Source organism: Xanthomonas sp. LF06-19 (assembly GCF_034105425.1).
In the GTDB taxonomy this organism is placed as follows: Bacteria; Pseudomonadota; Gammaproteobacteria; order Xanthomonadales; family Xanthomonadaceae; genus Xanthomonas_A; species Xanthomonas_A sontii.
In genome coordinates, this window is sequence record NZ_JAXGGH010000008.1 from 174,543 (window position 1) to 192,563 (window position 18,021).

At 66.3% G+C, this 18,021-nt stretch carries 11 protein-coding genes and 1 CRISPR repeat array; of the genes, 8 read left to right on the plus strand and 3 right to left on the minus strand.

Annotated features, from left to right (window positions below):
- Nucleotides 1-5: 5 nt before the first annotated feature.
- Both aceK and SLW55_RS16475 read right to left on the minus strand, forming a co-directional pair.
- Nucleotides 6-1,745, minus strand: coding sequence for a bifunctional isocitrate dehydrogenase kinase/phosphatase (gene aceK / locus SLW55_RS16470; protein WP_148828665.1), 1,740 nt, complete (start codon nt 1,743-1,745; stop codon nt 6-8).
- 258 nt (nt 1,746-2,003) lie between these two features.
- Nucleotides 2,004-4,235 carry an NADP-dependent isocitrate dehydrogenase gene (locus SLW55_RS16475; protein WP_267092872.1) on the minus strand — a complete coding sequence of 744 codons (2,232 nt, stop codon included), beginning with the start codon at nt 4,233-4,235 and terminating at the stop codon, nt 2,004-2,006.
- A 182-nt stretch (nt 4,236-4,417) separates the two neighbouring features.
- Between SLW55_RS16475 and SLW55_RS16480 the strand changes: the two genes are divergently transcribed.
- The 8 genes from SLW55_RS16480 (at nt 4,418) to cas2 (ending at nt 14,282) form a co-directional block, all read left to right on the plus strand.
- On the plus strand, nt 4,418-6,109 hold the full coding sequence (locus SLW55_RS16480) for a hypothetical protein (protein ID WP_267100657.1): 1,692 nt from the start codon (nt 4,418-4,420) through the stop codon (nt 6,107-6,109).
- A gap of 141 nt (nt 6,110-6,250) precedes the next feature.
- The gene (locus SLW55_RS16485; RefSeq protein WP_320745412.1) at nt 6,251-8,533 is read left to right on the plus strand and encodes a CRISPR-associated endonuclease Cas3''; all 2,283 of its coding nucleotides are present in this window, start codon (nt 6,251-6,253) and stop codon (nt 8,531-8,533) included.
- Between the two features lie 372 nt (nt 8,534-8,905).
- Nucleotides 8,906-9,580, plus strand: coding sequence for a type I-C CRISPR-associated protein Cas5c (cas5c, locus tag SLW55_RS16490; RefSeq protein ID WP_039725800.1), 675 nt, complete (start codon nt 8,906-8,908; stop codon nt 9,578-9,580).
- Nucleotides 9,577-11,424 carry a type I-C CRISPR-associated protein Cas8c/Csd1 gene (gene cas8c, locus SLW55_RS16495; protein ID WP_320745413.1) on the plus strand — a complete coding sequence of 616 codons (1,848 nt, stop codon included), beginning with the start codon at nt 9,577-9,579 and terminating at the stop codon, nt 11,422-11,424. Before cas5c ends, cas8c begins: the two co-directional genes overlap by 4 nt.
- A complete protein-coding gene (gene cas7c / locus SLW55_RS16500) occupies nt 11,421-12,287 on the plus strand; it encodes a type I-C CRISPR-associated protein Cas7/Csd2 (RefSeq protein WP_320740166.1) in 867 nt (288 codons plus the stop codon). The genes cas8c and cas7c overlap by 4 nt, the downstream gene beginning before the upstream one ends.
- 18 nt (nt 12,288-12,305) lie before the next feature.
- Nucleotides 12,306-12,938: a CRISPR-associated protein Cas4 gene (cas4, locus tag SLW55_RS16505; RefSeq protein ID WP_320745414.1), complete on the plus strand. Its 633-nt coding sequence runs from the start codon at nt 12,306-12,308 to the stop codon at nt 12,936-12,938.
- A gap of 2 nt (nt 12,939-12,940) precedes the next feature.
- Nucleotides 12,941-13,975 carry a type I-C CRISPR-associated endonuclease Cas1c gene (gene cas1c / locus SLW55_RS16510; protein WP_320745415.1) on the plus strand — a complete coding sequence of 345 codons (1,035 nt, stop codon included), beginning with the start codon at nt 12,941-12,943 and terminating at the stop codon, nt 13,973-13,975.
- A 16-nt stretch (nt 13,976-13,991) separates the two neighbouring features.
- On the plus strand, nt 13,992-14,282 hold the full coding sequence (cas2, locus tag SLW55_RS16515) for a CRISPR-associated endonuclease Cas2 (RefSeq protein ID WP_017907380.1): 291 nt from the start codon (nt 13,992-13,994) through the stop codon (nt 14,280-14,282).
- Nucleotides 14,283-14,469: 187 nt separating this feature from the next.
- A CRISPR array of direct repeats spans nt 14,470-17,342; the repeat unit is 31 nt; unit sequence GTCGCACCCTCACGGGTGCGTGGGTTGAAAC.
- Between the two features lie 85 nt (nt 17,343-17,427).
- Here the strand turns inward: cas2 and SLW55_RS16520 are convergent.
- Nucleotides 17,428-17,910 carry a hypothetical protein gene (locus tag SLW55_RS16520; protein ID WP_152236739.1) on the minus strand — a complete coding sequence of 161 codons (483 nt, stop codon included), beginning with the start codon at nt 17,908-17,910 and terminating at the stop codon, nt 17,428-17,430.
- Nucleotides 17,911-18,021: the final 111 nt, after the last annotated feature.

Genomic DNA, 18,021 nt, shown 5'->3' on the forward strand with positions numbered 1-18,021 from the left:
GCAACTCAGGCCAGGCGCAGCGCGTCCGGGTAAGGCGGCGCGTCCGGATAGTCGTCCTCGCGCAGGCGCGCCTGCAGGTCGCGCCACCACTGCGGATCGAACAGCTCGCCGTGTGCGTGGCGCACTGCCTCCAACGAAGCCGCGGGCAGGCCCATGAACATCGCGAAGCGCTCCGGGAACACGTCGCGCGGGGCGACGTGGAACCAGGGTTCGGCGGACATCGCCTCTTCCTCGTTGCGCGGCTGCGGCCAGTCGCGGAAGTTGCAGTCGGTGACCAGGCACAGTTCATCGTAGTCGTAGAACACCGCGCGTCCCTGCCGCGACACGCCGAAGTTCTTCAGCAGCATGTCGCCGGGGAAGATGTTGTTGCGGGCCATGTCCTTGATCGCCTGCGCGTAGTCCAGCGCGGCCTCGCGCGCGGCCTCGGCGCCCTGCTCGCGCAGGTACAGGTTCAACGGGCGCAGGCGCCGCTGCACGTAGCACAGCTCGACGATCAGGTCGTCGCCATCCTCGCGCAGGCTGCGCGCGCAGCCCTCCATCAACTCTTTCAGCAGCGCCGGCGCGAAACGCGTGCGTGGGAAGCGCAGCGAGCGGTACGGCTGCGCGTCGAGCAGGCGGCCGACGCGATCGAGGTTGAACACCAGCGCGTACTTCTCCTCCACTTCCTCGCGGCTCATCGTCTTCGGGTAGGCGAAACGGTCGCGGATCAGCTTGAACACCAGCGGGTAGCTGGGCAGGGTGAACACCGCCATGACCATGCCCGGCGTGCCCTCGGCATGCACCAGCTGTTCGTTGGGATGCGCCTGGAAGTGGCGGAAGAAGGTGCGGAAGCGCTCGGTCTTGCCCTGCTTGGCGCGGCCGAGCATGGTGTACAGCTCGTCGATCGGCTTGTGCGGCAGCAGGCTGCGCAGGAACACCACCGCATCGCCGACGGTGGCCAGGTCGGCCTGGAAATAGCTGCGCGAGATACCGAACAGCTGCGCCACGTCGTTGCGCTTGGTCAGTACCGCCTCGGCGCGCAGGCCCTGTTCGTCGTTGACCAGGGCGATGACGCACGGCGAGAAGCGGTGTTCGCCGAACACGCGGCCGATCAGGTAGGCGCGGCGCTCGCGATAGAACACCGTCTCCAGCAGTTCGATGCCGCGCACCGGGTTCTCGCCCCAGTGGGCGAGGTCGTCCTGCAGCCGCACCGCGATGGCCGCCGCGCAGCGGGTGCGGTGCGCGTACGGCACGTCGAAGCGGTAATCGCCGAGCACGCGCACGAACGCGTCCACAGGCCGCGCCTCGGACACCACGTAGTTGTGCCGCGCCACCGGGTGGGTGATGGCGTCGGTAGGCTCGATGTCCAGCGCCACGAACTCGATCTGCGCGTCCACGCCCTGGGTGCGGAAGAAGCGCCGGGTCAGGGTGTTGTAGAAGGTCTTGTACAGTTCCTGGTCGATCAGCGCGGCGATCAGTTCGGCGTAGTGGTCGCGCGCACGGATCCACAGCGCGCGATCGTGCGCCTGGCCGAGCAGCACCGCGCGCAGGCGCAGCATGCACTCGGCGATGCACTGGTCGTACAGGGCGATGCGTTCGATCGCATCCTCGCGCGCGGCGCTCCAGTCGCGCGCCTCGAAGCGCTGGCGCGCACGCGAGGAGATCTGCGCGAAGCGCGCGTGGTAGTCCTCGAACGCCTCGAAGACGATGCGGCCGATGACCAGGGCACGGCGTTCGGACGGCAGCGGCAGCGGCGTGGAGGGCATGCCCGCAGTGTACCCAGATGGTGGCGTCGCGCGGGTGTCGGGCACCCTGCCACGCGCCGCCTCGTGCGCACATCCAGCAGCCCGCTTCGCCAGGATCGAGCCGGACGCAGGTCGGCCGTAGAAGCGGCTTCAGCCGCGACCGGCCGTACCGGGAACGCCCTGTCGCGGCTGAAGCTGCTCCTACCGGACGCTTCCTGCGCCGGAAACGCAAAGGGCCGCCCCGAGGGGCGGCCCTTGCGTCACAGCCAGTTCGGGCGATCAGGCGTTCAACGTCGCCAGGGCGTCGTTGAGGGTCTTGCTCGGCCGCATCGCCTTGCCGATCAGCTCCAGGTTCGGACGGTAATAGCCCTGGATGTCGACCGGCTGGCCCTGCACGCCGTTGAGCTCGGCGACGATGGTCGCTTCCTGCTCGGTCAGCTGCTTGGCCAGCGGGGCGAAGCGGGCCTTCAGCGCGGCGTCCTCGTCCTGTGCGGCCAGCGCCTGCGCCCAGTACATGGCGAGGTAGAAGTGGCTACCGCGGTTGTCCAGGCCGCCGACCTTGCGCGAGGGCGACTTGTCGTTGTCCAGGAACTGGCCGTTGGCCTGGTCCAGGGTGCGCGCCAGCACGCCGATGGCGGCGTTGTGGTGACGCTGGCCCAGGTGCTCCAGCGACGCCGCCAGCGCCAGGAACTCGCCCAGCGAATCCCAGCGCAGGTAGTTCTCTTCGACGAACTGCTGCACGTGCTTGGGCGCCGAACCGCCGGCACCGGTCTCGAACAGACCGCCGCCGGCCATCAGCGGCACGATCGACAGCATCTTGGCGCTGGTGCCCAGCTCCATGATCGGGAACAGGTCGGTGAGGTAGTCGCGCAGCACGTTGCCGGTGACCGAGATGGTGTCCTCGCCCTTGCGGATGCGCTGCAGCGAGAACGCGGTGGCCTCCACCGGCGGCAGGATGCGGATGTCCAGGCCGTTGAGGTCGTGATCCTGCAGGTAGCGCTCCACCTTCTGGATCATCAGCGCATCGTGGGCGCGCTGCGGATCCAGCCAGAACACCGCCGGGGTGGCGCTCAGGCGCGCGCGCTCGACCGCCAGCTTGACCCAGTCCTGGATCGGCGCGTCCTTGGTCTGGCACATGCGCCAGATGTCGCCGGCTTCCACCGCATGCTCCAGCAGCACCGTGCCGCCGGCATCGGTGACGCGCACGCTGCCGTCGACCGGGATCTGGAAGGTCTTGTCGTGCGAACCGTATTCCTCGGCCTTCTGCGCCATCAGGCCGACGTTGGGCACGCTGCCCATGGTGGCCGGGTCGAACGCGCCGTGCAGCTTGCAGTCCTCGATCACCGCCTGGTACACGCCGGCGTAGCAGCGGTCCGGGATCACCGCCTTGGTGTCCTGCAGCTTGCCTTCGGCGTTCCACATCTTGCCGGAGTCGCGGATCATCGCCGGCATCGACGCATCGACGATCACGTCGCTGGGCACGTGCAGGTTGGTGATGCCCTTGTCGGAGTTGACCATCGCCAGCGCCGGACGCTGCGCGTACAGCGCCTGCAGGTCGGCCTCGATCGGCGCACGCTGCGCCTCCGGCAGGCTGGCAATGCGCGCGTACAGGTCGCCGATGCCGTTGTTGGCGTCGAAGCCCACCTGCTTGAGCGTGGCGGCGTGCTTGTCCAGCACGTCGCGGTAGAACGCCTCGACGACCACACCGAACATGATCGGGTCGGAGACCTTCATCATCGTCGCCTTCAGGTGCAGCGAGAACAGCACGCCCTGCTGCTTGGCATCGGCGATCTGCGCCTGCACGAAGGCGGCCAGCGCACGCTTGCTCATCACCGCCGCGTCGATCAGCTCGCCGGCCTGCACCGCGGTCTTTTCCTTCAGCACGGTCACCGCGCCGTCCTTGCCGACCAGCTCAATCTTGATGCTGCCAGCCTGTTCGATCAGCGCCGAACGCTCGCTGCCGTAGAAATCGCCGGCGTCCATGTGCGCCACGTGCGACTTGGACTCGGCGCTCCACGCGCCCATGCGGTGCGGGTGCTTGCGCGCGTAGTGCTTCACCGAGGCCGGCGCGCGGCGATCAGAATTGCCCTCGCGCAGCACCGGATTGACCGCACTGCCCTTGACCTTGTCGTAGCGCGCCTTTGCTTCTTTCTCTTTCTCGTCCTTCGGCTCGTCCACGTAGTCCGGCAGCGCATAACCCTGCTGCTGCAGTTCCTTGATCGCGGCCTTGAGCTGCGGCACCGAGGCGCTGATGTTGGGCAGCTTGATGATGTTGGCTTCCGGCGTGGTCGCCAGCTGGCCCAGCTCGGCCAGGTCGTCGGCGATGCGCTGGTCCTCGCGCAGGTATTCGGGGAATTGCGAGATCAGGCGGCCGGCCAGCGAAATGTCGCGGGTCTCCACGGCGATGCCGGCAGTGCCGGCGAACGCGGCGACGATCGGCAGCAGCGACTGCGTCGCCAGGTACGGGGCTTCATCGGTGAGCGTGTACAGGATCTTGGGCGTATTCGACATGACGCGACGGATGACCTCTGGCAGGGGGAAATAGGCAGCACCGACAGTACGGCGGCGTATGTTTTCTTGTAGTTTCGCGATGCCGCCAACCGCCGGACATCGGCCGTCCATTGTCGCGTGTCTGCCGGCTGCGGGCAAAGCGCGGGTGCGCGATGCCCGGCGCAGCGCTCTAAAATGCGTCGATGACCGTCTTCTCGCCCGCACAGATCGATCGGCGCATGCTGCTGACGATCACCGAGACTCGCCATTACGAACGCGGCCTCGCCTACGCCGAGGACGACCGCGTGACCCTGCTCGCCGCAACCGCGCACACCGTGGAGGCCGAGGTCGCCGGCAGCGAGGTCTACACCGTGCGCCTGCACTGGCGCGACGGCGGCCTGGACGGGGAATGCGACTGTCCGGTCGGCATGCAGGAGGAGTTCTGCAAGCACCAGGTGGCGACTGCCCTGATCTGGGCGCGCACGACAGGTCGCGACGCCGCGCCGCGCAAGGGCACAACGCCGACGGAAGACCCCGGGCGAAGACTGCGGCAATGGCTGTCCGAACAGACACCGCAAGCCCTGCAGGCGCTGCTGCTGGAGGTCGCCGAGCACGACCCCGCGCTGCGCCAGCGTTTGCTCAGCCAGGCACAACTGGCCAGTGCGCCGCCGCAGGACTGGCGCAAGGCGGTATCGGCGCTGCTCGGACGCAAGCGCTTCATGGACCACCGCGACAGCATCGCCTACGCAAAGCGCCTACGCCCGCTCAACGCCCTGCTCGAACAGGGGCGGCAACGCGACCCGGCGGCCGCCCTCGACCTGCACGAGTACGCCTTCGACCGCCTGCTGACGATCTACGCCGATTGCGACGATTCCAGCGGCCATATCGGTCAGTGCCTGCGCGCGCTGGCGCAACTGCATCCGCAGTTCGTGCGCAGCGCCAACCCGCGCGACCTGGCCAAGCGCCTGTCCGACCTGCGCCTGCGCGACGAGTGGAACCTGCTGCCGCCGCTGCGCGACTACGCCGCGTTGCTGGGTCCTTCCGGCATCGCCACTCTGGAACATCGCACCTTGCACGCCCTGAACGACGTCGCTGCGCAAGGCCACGGCGAGCGCCTGGCCGCCGAAGCGCTGCTCGAAGAGATCGCGCACTGCGGCGGCGACGTGCAACGCATGCTGGACTGGTTCGCCCAACGCTGCGACAGCGGTTGGAGCTACCTGGAGATGGCGCGGCGCTGCACCGAGCATGGCCGCGCACGCCAGTCCATCGAATGGCTCGAACGCGGCGTCAAGACCCATCCGCAGGAACCGCGGCTGCTCACCGCGCTCGCCGACGCCTACATGCGCGAGGGCTTTGCCGAGGACGCGCTGCAATTGCGCTGGAACGCCTACGTCCTGCAGCCGTTCGAGGAGACCTACCTGGCCCTGCGCGCCACGGCGCAAGCGCTCGGCGGCTGGGAGCAGTGGCGCGAACGCGCCATGCAGGCGCTGGAGGGCGGCACCTCCCGCAACCCGGCCCGCGCGCGCGACCTGCGCATCGTCCTGCTGCTTGCCGAAGGGCAGGCGGCGCGCGCCCTGGACCTGGCCCGCGACCATCTGCACGACCTCACCTTCGCGACCCGCAACAGCCTGCTGACGCAGGCCGAGGCGCTCGACCCCGCGATCGCCCTGACCCTCTGCGACAGCTTGATCGAGACCGCCGTCGCGCAGACCAATCGCCAGGGCTACCTGACGGCGATCGATCTGCTGCAGATGCGACAGCGACTGTGCCACAGCCTGGGCGACGCGTCCGGTTTCGTCGCCTACTGCGACCATCTGCGCCAGCACTACCACCGCAAGCGCAGCTTCATCGAACTGTTGGACGCGAATCTGCCGCTGGTGACCGGAACGCGTTGAGCCCGGGCGCTTGCGGACGACCGCCGCCTCCATGCCGCCACGTCCATTTGTCTACGACTTCCGCGCGCCGATGGCGCATTTTCTGCGGGCTGCCAGCAGCGCTGGCGTGCTTTCCATAGGGAATGGAAGCAGGGGGACATCGTGGACTTCTACGCGCACTCGACCGAGCATCGGGATCGTGGCGATTGGCAGGGGCTGGCCGAGCATCTGAATGGCGTCGGCGAACGCGCCGCGGACCATGCCGCTGCGTTCGGCGGACAGGTGATGGCGCGGGTGGCCGGGCAACTGCACGACCTGGGCAAGTACACCCGCAAGTTCCAAGCGCGCCTGCGGGGCGATCCGGCCAAGGTGGATCATGCGACCTGGGGCGCGCGCATCGCCTGCGAGCGCTATGGCCAGACCGGCAGGCTGCTGGCCTACGGCATCGCCGGGCATCACACGGGGCTGGCGGACGGACGCCGCGACGAGCTGTCCTCCCGCCCCTCGTTGCACGAACGCTTGTCGGAAGACTATCTCCTGCGCGAGTTGCCGCCGTTGCTGGCGGACTGGGAGCGAGAGGTTCTGCTACCGGCAAGGCTGGAGTTGCCGACAAGCCTCAAGATCCATCCCCGCCTCGAGCGCCGCGCATTCCAGATGACGGTGCTGGCACGGATGATCTTTTCCTGCCTGGTCGATGCCGATTTCGTCGATACCGACGCGTTCTACCGGCGCATCGAGGGCCGCGGCACGCGCGCAGAGGACATCGGCGAGCGGCCGACCCTGGAGGCACTGCGCGAACGGCTGGACAGGCACCTGGCCGGCTTTCCCACCGAAGGCGGCATCAACCCGGTCCGCGCGGCGATCCTGCGCGAGGTGCGGGCCAAGGCGCACCGGCGTACCGGCCTGTTCTCGCTCACCGTGCCGACCGGCGGCGGCAAGACCCTGGCCTCGCTGGCGTTCGCCTTGGATCATGCCATCGCGCATGGCTTGCGCCGGGTGATCTACGTGATCCCCTTCACCAGCATCGTCGATCAGACCGCCGCGGTGTTCCGCGATGCGCTGGGCGCGCAGGGCAGCGACGATGTCGTGCTGGAACATCACAGCGCGTTCTTCGACGATCCGACCAAGGCGCCGCAGGCGATCGAGAAACGCAAGCTGGCGATGGAAAACTGGGACGCGCCGATCGTCGTCACCACCTCGGTGCAGTTCTTCGAGAGCCTGTTCGCCGACCGACCCTCGCGCTGCCGCAAGCTGCACAACATCGCCGGCAGCGTGGTGATCCTCGACGAAGCCCAGACGTTGCCCCCGAAGCTGCTGCGCCCATGCGTGGCACTGCTGGACGAACTGGCCCGCAGCTACCGGGTCAGCCCGGTGCTGTGCACCGCCACCCAGCCGGCGTTGCGTCAGGACCAGGGTTTTCCCGGCGGCTTCGAAGACGTCCAGGAACTGGTGGATGCGCCGGAGAGGCTCTACACGCGACTGCGCCGGGTGCGTGTGCGTCATGCCGGGACGCTGGACGATGCCGCGCTGGCCGAACGGCTGCAGCAACGCGAGCAAGTACTGTGCATCGTCAACAACCGCCGCCACGCCCGTGCGCTGTTCGACGCCATCGTCGACCAGCCGGGCGCTCGCCACCTGACCACGTTGATGCATGTGCGGCATCGCAGCGTTGTGTTGGCGCAAGTGCGGGGCGATCTGAAAGCGGACCGGCCATGCCGGCTGATCGCAACCAGCTTGATCGAAGCTGGGGTGGACGTCGATTTCCCCACTGTGCTGCGTGCGGAAGCGGGACTGGATTCGGTGGCGCAAGCGGCCGGGCGCTGCAATCGCGAAGGCGGGCGCCCGGCGGAGGCCAGCGAGGTCCTGGTGTTCGCGCCAGTCGATTGGCCGCCGCCACAGGAAACGAAACTGTTCACAGAGGTCTTCCGCGACGTCGAGCGCACCCATCGCGACGACCTGCTGGCGCTGGACGCGATCCACGCCTACTTCCAGGGACTGTACCGGCGCCTCGGCGACGGCAGTCTCGACGACAAGGCGATCCTGACGCTGTTGCGCGATGCCCTGATCGACGACCTGCCCTTCGACACAGTGGCACAGAAGTTCAAGATGATCGAGACCGCCATGCGTCCGGTGATCGTGCCCTACGCGCCCTACGCTCCCGACCCGGATGCAGAAGTGTCCGAGGTCGCCGAGGTGCTGCGCCAGTTGGAACACGCCGATCAGGTCGGCGTGGCCGGCGCCGCCCGCCGCCTGCAACCATGGCTGGTACAGGTTCCCGAACAGGCATACCGAGCGCTGTGGCAGGCGCATGCCATCGCCCCGGTCGCGCCCGATCGCTACGGCGAGCAGTTCGTGCGCCTGTGCAACCCGCGGCTGTACGACGCACGGTTCGGGTTGCATTGGGAAGATCCACAGTTCCTGGAGGCTCAGGGCAACGTGTGGTGAAAAAGGAATGGAAATCAAATATTTTTAAATATCCCGTCGCTTCGCATTAAAACTAGAAATAAGGTCAGGACACCCAATGCCATGCAGATGGTCGAGCGATGCCTCAGCCTGCCAAAGACGAAAAGGACTCCAGCTATTCCATCAGTCTGCGATTGCGCATCGAGGGGCGAGAAAAGCCCTCCGTATGGCCTTGGGTACTGGTCGTTCTCTTTGCGCTTGTGCTGGGTACCCCTTGGCTCCGAGGGCTGCTCAAACAACTGTTCTGAAAGAACGCGGATTGAAACTAATGTGATGCAACGGGAGTAAACCATGCCCCTCTCCTCGGAGAGGGGCATTCCGTGGAAACACGCTCTCATGGGCGGGAGAACAAGGATGAGTTACGGAGTCAGGCTCCATGTCTGGGGCGAGCGGGCGTTGTTCACGCGCCCGGAAATGAAAGTAGAGCGGGTGTCCTACGACATCATCACGCCGTCTGCCGCACGCGGCATTCTCGAAGCGATTCACTGGAAGCCGGCGATCCGTTGGGTGGTGGACAGCATCCAGGTGCTCAAGCCGATCCGCTTCGAGTCGATCCGCCGCAACGAAGTCGGCGGCAAGCTGTCGGCCGCCAGCGTCGGCAAGGCGATCAACGCCGGGCGCACCGATGGCCTGGTCAGCTACATCGAGGAGGACCGGCAGCAACGCGCCGCCACCCTCCTTCGCGATGTCGGCTACGTGATTGCCGCGCACTTCGAGTTGACCGACAAGGCCGGCCCGGACGACAACGTCGGCAAGCATCTGGACATCTTCAACCGCCGCGCGCGGCGCGGGCAGTGCTTCCAGGCGCCCTGCCTGGGGACCCGCGAGTTCCCCGCCAGCTTCACCCTGCTCGGCGACGACGACCCGCCGCCGGCCAGCGATCCAGGCTTGTCCGGGGAACACGACCTGGGCTGGATGCTGCACGACATCGACTTCGCCGACGGCATGACCCCGCGCTTCTTCCGTGCGCAGATGGTCGATGGGCTGGTCGCGGTGCCGCCACCGCAGGACGGCGGAGTACGCGCATGATCCTGTCCGCCCTCGCCGACTACTACCAACGGCTTCTGGACGATCCCGATTCCGGCATCGCCGCACCCGGCTACAGCCAGCAGAACATCGGCTACACCGTGGTACTGGCCGCCGACGGCAGCGTCGTTTCGGTCCAGGACGAGCACCGCAACGAGGGCAAGAAGCGCCTCGCCAAGGCCATGCGCGTCCCCCAGCCGGAAAAACGCACCGCGGGCATCAAGTCCAACTTCCTGTGGGACAAGACCAGCTACGTCCTTGGCGTCAGCGCCAGCAGCAAGCGCAGCGCGCAGGAGCATGCCGCGTTCAAGGCGCTGCACCAGCCGGCCCTGGCCGACAGCGACGACGCCGGACTGCAGGCGCTGCTAGCGTTCCTGGCCACATGGTCGCCCGAGCAATACGCCGATCATCCTGCGTTCGCCCCGCATGGCGAAGCGCTGCTGGATACCAACCTGGCCTTCAGGCTGGAGGGCGACCCTGGCTATCTGCACGAACGTGCGGCCGCTCGTACGGCCTGGGACCGGCAACAAGGCCAGGTGGGCGATGGTATCCGCGGCCTGTGCCTGGTCAGCGGCACGCTGGCGCCGCTGGCGCGGCTGCATCCGGCGATCAAGGGGGTGAACGGCGCGCAGAGTTCCGGCGCCTCCATCGTCTCCTTCAACCTCGATGCCTTCACCTCCTACGGCAAACAGCAGGGCGAAAACGCACCGATCTCCGAACAGGCGGCGTTCGCCTACACCACCGCGCTCAACCACCTGCTGCGCCGCGACCCGCACAACCGTCAGCGGGTGCAGATCGGCGATACCACCGTGGTGTTCTGGGCCCAGGCCAGGACCACGACACAGGCGCAGAACGCCGAGGACGTGGTCGCCGCCCTGATGCGTGGCGAAGACACCGAAGACCCCAGCATCGCCGACGGTCGGGCGACCCGGCGCCTGGAACTGGTCATGAAGCAGGTCCGGCAGGCGCGGCCGTTGCGCGATCTGGAAGACGGACTGGACGACGACGCCCGCATCTTTGTCCTTGGCCTGGCGCCGAACGCGTCGCGCCTGTCGATCCGCTTCTGGGAAACGCAAACGCTGGCCGGATTCGCCAAACGCCTGGCCGACCACTACGACGACCTGAGCTTGCTGCCGCCTGCCTGGAAGCGCGCGCCCACACCCGCTTACCTCGCCCTGCAGACCGCGCCGATCTACGGCGAGCACGGCAAACCCAAAGCCGAAGACGTGTCGCCCCTGCTGGCAGGTGAGCTGACCAGGGCGATCCTCGCCGGCACCCGCTATCCGCACAGCCTGCTCGGCAGCATCGTGATGCGCTTCCGCGCCGACGGGCAACTCTCTCCATTGCGCATCGCGCTGTGCCGGGCCGTCCTGGCACGCGAAGCGCGCTTGAGCAGGCAACAAGGACTGTCAACCGACCAGAGGGAACCACCCATGAGTCTCGATACGGGCAATACCGATCCCGGCTACCTGCTGGGACGGCTGTTCTTCCTGCTTTATAACGCCCAGGAAAACGCGCTTGGTGGAGTGGGATCAAGCATTAAAGACAAGTACTACGGGTCCGCATCAAGCACTCCCCAAGTGGTCTTTCCTTCTCTAATGAGGAACTTTCAGAACCATCTCTCGAAACTGCGAAAGATGGGCGAAAGCAAAAGCCGCATTGCCGGCGCCATTGAGCGGGATACCGCACAGATCATCAATCAGCTTAAGGGTCCCTATCCACGATCATTAGACATTGAAAGCCAAGGAATGTTTTCGATCGGCTACTACCACCAGAGCCAGGCGCGCTTCGCCCGCAACGACGGCCAGGACGCCCCCGACACCGCTTCCGAAGGAGAGACCGCATGAGCGCCATCGCCAACCGCTACGAATTCGTCTACCTGTTCGACGTCACCAACGGCAATCCCAACGGCGACCCCGATGCCGGCAACCTGCCGCGCCTGGATCCGGAAACCAACCGCGGCCTGGTCACCGACGTGGCGCTCAAGCGCAAGATCCGCAACTACGTTGCGCTGGAGCAGGAAGGTCAGCCCGGCCACGCCATCTACATGCAGGAGAAGTCGGTGCTGAACAACCAGCACAAGCAAGCCTATGCCGCACTGAAGATCGAACCGGAAGCCAAGAAGCTGCCCAAGGATGAAGCCAAGGCACGCGAACTGACGGCCTGGATGTGCAAGAACTTCTTCGACGTGCGCACCTTCGGCGCGGTGATGACCACCGAAGTCAATTCCGGGCAGGTCCGCGGCCCAGTGCAACTGGCCTTCGCCAGCTCGGTGGAACCGGTGCTGCCGCTGGAAGTGTCGATCACCCGCGTGGCGGTGACCAACGAGAAGGACCTGGAAAAGGAACGCACCATGGGCCGCAAGCACATCCTGCCCTATGGTCTGTACCGCGCACACGGCTTCATCTCCGCCAAGCTGGCAGAGCGCACCGGCTTCTCCGAGGACGACCTGCAACTGCTGTGGCGGGCCCTGACCAACCTGTTCGAGCACGACCGCTCCGCCGCGCGCGGCGAGATGTCGGCGCGCAAGCTGATCGTGTTCAAGCACGACCACCCGATGGGCAACGCGCCGGCGCACGTGCTGTTCGACAAGGTGAAGGTCGAACGCGTCGCCGACAGCGACGCCGGCCCGGCACGCAGTTTCGCCGACTACCGGGTCACGATCGACCGCGACCTGCCGGCCGGCGTCAGCGTGACGGATCTGTTCTGAGGCAAACGGGAGCGGGACATGGACGATGCCGACCTGATCCCGCTCTCCGCCCTGCAGCACTACCTGTACTGCCCACGGCAGTGCGCGCTCATCCATGTGGAGCAGCAATGGGCTGAGAACCGGCAGACGGCCGAGGGACGCCTGCTGCACCAGCGCGCCGACGCGCCACAGGCCGAACGCCGGCGCGGCGTGCGCACCGTGACCGCGATGCCGCTGCTGGCGCTGGAGCTGGGCATCACCGGCAAGGCCGACGTGGTGGAGTTCCATCCCAACGGCGACGCCGACGTCGCCTTCCCCGTCGAGTACAAGCGCGGGCGCCCCAAGGCGCATCGCGCCGACGAAGTGCAACTGTGCGCGCAGGCGCTGTGCCTGGAGCACATGCTGGGACGCGCGGTGCCGGCCGGTGCACTGTTCTACGGGCAGACGCGCCGGCGCAAGGAAGTGGACTTCGACGCGGCTTTACGCGACCTCACGCTGCGCACCATCGCTGCAACCCGCGCACTGCTGCGCGCCGGCCTGACCCCTGCCGCACGCTACGACGCCAAGCGCTGCGATGCCTGCTCCCTGATCGACCTGTGCCAGCCGCGCCTGCTCGACCGCGGCAGCGTCGCGCACTGGGTGCACGACCAACTCGATGCCGAGGAGGACTGACCATGCGCCGCCAACTCAATACGCTGTACGTCACCACCGACGGCGCCTGGCTGCGCAAGGATGGCGCCAACGTGGTCCTGGAGGTCGAGCGGCAGGAGCGCGCCCGCCTGCCCGTGCACATGCTGGAGAGCCTGGTCTGCATCGGTCGCGTCGCCGTCTCTCCGCAGTTGCTGGGCTTCTGCGCCGAACAGGGCATCAGCATCTGCTACCTGACGCCGCAGGGCCGTTTCCTGGCGCGGGTCGAAGGGCCGGTCTCCGGCAACGTGCTGCTGCGTCGCGCGCAGTACCGGCGCAGCGACGACCCCGCCGGCTGCGCCGCCATCGTCCGTCACCTGCTGGCAGGCAAGATCCACAACCAGCGCGCCGTCCTGGCGCGCGGCTGGCGCGACCACGGCGACCGGCTGACCGACACCGCGGCATTCCAGCATGCGTTGAAGCGGCTCAAGCGCATTCCGCAACGCGTGCTCGTCGAGACCGACGTGGACATCCTGCGCGGCCTGGAGGGCGAAGCGGCGCAAGCGTATTTCGGCGTGTTCGGCCAACTCGTGCATGCCGAACACCCGTTGCTGCGCTTCGGCGGCCGCAACCGGCGTCCGCCACGCGACGCCTTCAACGCCCTGCTCTCGTTCCTCTACACACTGCTCACCCACGACTGTCGCTCGGCCCTGGAAACCGTGGGCCTGGACCCGGCGGTGGGCTTCCTGCACCGGGACCGCCCCGGACGTCCCAGCCTGGCACTGGACCTGGCCGAAGAGTTCCGCCCGCTCCTGGGCGAACGCCTGGCGCTGTCGCTGATCAACCGCCGGCAGCTGCATGCACGCGACTTCCAGGTGTTCGACAACGGCGCGGTTCTGCTGAAGGACGATGCCCGCAAGACCGTGCTGGTGGCCTATCAGGAACGCAAGCGCGAACAACTGCACCACGCCTTCCTCGGCGAGAAGGTGGAGATCGGCCTGCTGCCCTTCGTGCAGGCGCAGTTGCTGGCCCGGCACTTGCGGGGCGACCTGGACGGCTACCCCGCCTTCTTCTGGAAATGACAGGGACACGCGCCGCATGATGGTCTTGGTCAGCTACGATGTCAGCACCAGTTCCCCTGGCGGCGAGAAGCGCCTGCGCAAGGTCGCCAAGGCCTGCAGAGACCGTGGGCAGCGTGTCCAGTTCTCGGTCTTCGAGATCGAAGTCGACCCGGCGCAATGGGCCGAACTTCGGCAGCGCCTGTGCGACCTGATCGATCCCGGCATCGACAGCCTGCGCTTCTACCATCTTGGCGCCAAGTGGGAAGCCCGCGTCGAACACGTCGGCGCCAAACCCAGCCTGGACCTCAAGGGGCCGCTGATCTTCTGACGCGAACCGCAAGCGACCGGCACATCCCGGGGAGGTTCGCGCATTTCGCAAGCCATTGATGCAGAAGGAAAGCGCTCGCCATCCGCGCTGGACACCGACATCGACACGGTCGCGCGGCACCTCCCCGGCGCCGGTTCGCGCGAATGCCGCTTTTCCTCCAACGCGTCTCTGCACTTATGCTGGGGCAGTCGCACCCTCACGGGTGCGTGGGTTGAAACATAGAGCGTGCTGGCATCTCGCGCGCGCCCGGTTGTCGCACCCTCACGGGTGCGTGGGTTGAAACGAGCGTTCCAGCTCGACCAAGCTGTCGTCGGCCGGTCGCACCCTCACGGGTGCGTGGGTTGAAACTCTGCTCGAACGAGGAACTGCGGCCCGAGCCGGGACGTCGCACCCTCACGGGTGCGTGGGTTGAAACCCGGTCCGCGATCTGCTGGGCCAGCGTCCGCTTCTCCGTCGCACCCTCACGGGTGCGTGGGTTGAAACTCCTCAAACGCGGCAAGCGGCTTGTACTTGGACGCGTCGCACCCTCACGGGTGCGTGGGTTGAAACCAGCCAGTACCGACGATCACCGCACCGAGCGCGATGTCGCACCCTCACGGGTGCGTGGGTTGAAACAGCGAACTGGTGGGCAAGTTCCAATCCGGTTGGGAGGTCGCACCCTCACGGGTGCGTGGGTTGAAACCAGCCTTTCTTCCCGAGCGCGTCCAACACATCCGGTCGCACCCTCACGGGTGCGTGGGTTGAAACCTGTAAGGGCTGCCGTATGTTAAATGCTGACGGTGTCGCACCCTCACGGGTGCGTGGGTTGAAACGGCTCAATCCAGTCGCGCCCCTGCAGCCAGTGGCGTCGCACCCTCACGGGTGCGTGGGTTGAAACTTCGTCGATCTTCTCCGCAAACTTCGGGGCGACGACGTCGCACCCTCACGGGTGCGTGGGTTGAAACTCGTCCATGCCCATGTACCGCTTGAAGCGGTTGGCGTCGCACCCTCACGGGTGCGTGGGTTGAAACACCGCCCGCGTGGCGGACCGTCGGCGCGGCTGGGCGTCGCACCCTCACGGGTGCGTGGGTTGAAACCCGTAGGCGCCATCGGTGATCGGCGCCTTTACGTGTCGCACCCTCACGGGTGCGTGGGTTGAAACCAGGAAAGTGCTGCCGCATTTGCTGAGTCAAATCGTCGCACCCTCACGGGTGCGTGGGTTGAAACTTCTCGTAGCGATCGAACGTGCGCAGGTGGGCGAGTCGCACCCTCACGGGTGCGTGGGTTGAAACGGATTAGCTGCATGAACGTAGAGAGGCGCAAGCAGCAAGTCGCACCCTCACGGGTGCGTGGGTTGAAACTCTCTCGATGGAAAGGTTCTCAGCTTTGGTGGGTGTCGCACCCTCACGGGTGCGTGGGTTGAAACGCCTTCGTCAGTTCGAGCGCGACCACCGCGCCAGTGTCGCACCCTCACGGGTGCGTGGGTTGAAACATCGTCGAAGGTGACAACGCTCAGGCCCACCAACTGGTCGCACCCTCACGGGTGCGTGGGTTGAAACCCATTGCGGTCATCTTGGCTGTCGGCGCTTGGTACGTCGCACCCTCACGGGTGCGTGGGTTGAAACTTTTCCAGATCTTCCCGCAGCCTGTCCCGCATGTACGGTCGCACCCTCACGGGTGCGTGGGTTGAAACCGGCATAGCTAGCCGTGTCGCGCTGGACACTGGTCAGTCGCACCCTCACGGGTGCGTGGGTTGAAACAGCTGCTCGGCGAGGGCTTGCGGATCGTCGTGTGCGGTCGCACCCTCACGGGTGCGTGGGTTGAAACATGCAGAAGCAGGTGATGTCGCGCTCGTGGTCCTGTCGCACCCTCACGGGTGCGTGGGTTGAAACTCTGCGGCCTTGCCCTGCTGTTCGATCTTGGCGAGTCGCACCCTCACGGGTGCGTGGGTTGAAACGGTAGATGGCGCACGCAAGCGCGCGCCAGCCGCCCGTCGCACCCTCACGGGTGCGTGGGTTGAAACATGCGATCACCAGCGGCAGCAGGGCGCCGAGCGCCGTCGCACCCTCACGGGTGCGTGGGTTGAAACTAAGCTACCTGCGCGGCAGTGAAAAACACCAGTGAGTCGCACCCTCACGGGTGCGTGGGTTGAAACTCGACCAGCTGCTCGATGGTGCCGCCGTTGAGAGCGTCGCACCCTCACGGGTGCGTGGGTTGAAACCGCTTGTCCAAGCGCGAAAAGCGCAGCGCCGACAGTCGCACCCTCACGGGTGCGTGGGTTGAAACGCATCCGTCCAGTCGCGGGGCGCTGCGCGCCCCCGTCGCACCCTCACGGGTGCGTGGGTTGAAACGGAAATCTGCCGCCGAAAGAAAATCTTGCGATACCGTCGCACCCTCACGGGTGCGTGGGTTGAAACGCGTACCTGCTGCTGACCGCGCAGGAAGACGGCTCGTCGCACCCTCACGGGTGCGTGGGTTGAAACCTCGATGGTCGGATAGAAGATGTCCCGGATCTGCGGGTCGCACCCTCACGGGTGCGTGGGTTGAAACGCTGAGTCCCGTATGCCGTGAGGCCCCCGTGCCGCGGTCGCACCCTCACGGGTGCGTGGGTTGAAACCTGCGCTAGAGCGTGCAGCAAAGCAGTCCAAGCCCGTCGCACCCTCACGGGTGCGTGGGTTGAAACTTCGGTGGAGAGGACGAAAACGGCATGTGGTGGGCACGTCGCACCCTCACGGGTGCGTGGGTTGAAACCAGTCACACCCGCTGGTCAAGGAAGAGGTGCGCAAGTCGCACCCTCACGGGTGCGTGGGTTGAAACGATGATCCGGGCAGCGATCCGTCGGAAATCATCCTGTCGCACCCTCACGGGTGCGTGGGTTGAAACTTCGTTTGAGGCCGGGATGCTGGTGACGCCTGAAGGTCGAACCCTCACGGGTGCGTGGGTTGAAACAACTAGAGCTAACCGCATTTTGAGGCGTCGCCTCAGTCGCACCCTCACGGGTGCGTGGATTGAAACGACATCGACGAACTGCGCGAAGAATACAGCGCCGAGTCGCACCCTCACGGGTGCGTGGATTCAAACCTCTCCCTGCCAGCTTTGAATCCGCACTCCGAGCCGGAAGCTCGACTCCCTGCTTTGCGTCATCCCCCGGATAGGGTGCCAGACCTCAGACGTACCCGAGCCCGCGCCAGTAGTCCAGCGGACGCCTGGCGGGCACGCCCAACGACGCCGCAATCTCGAGAATGCGCGGCACGTCGCGCCGGTAGACCACAAACAGGTGCTGGTCTTCGGTGGTCATATCGTCAATGTCCACCACGTCGTAGCCATCGCCTTCGTCCGTCCATTCGGCAAGGTGGCGATCCAGCCAGGTGAAGTACTCGGTCTGCGTCCCCACGTTCTTGGGAAAGGCAGGGAATGCGTCGCCCATCATCTGGCAGAGCTCGTGGTGGACATCGATCATCTTGTCGCCGTTGGCGGAGTAACGCTCCATCGCCGCGGTGATCGCGACTGCATACGCCTGTTCCTCGCACTCGGTCCACTCCAGCTCCGGCAGGAAGGCTTCGATGTCCCGAACGATCTCGCTTCGTTCGTCGGGTTCGGTGCTGCCGGAAGAAAGAAGCTCGACGAGTTCCAAGAGGGGTGCGTTCATTGCGCTCACTGACGGCTAAAGGATGATCGACGCCCAGCCCAGGCCGGCCATCCACCCAAGGCGAATCGGCCCGACCGCACCACTGGACACGCAGAAAAAAGCGCGCCGGAG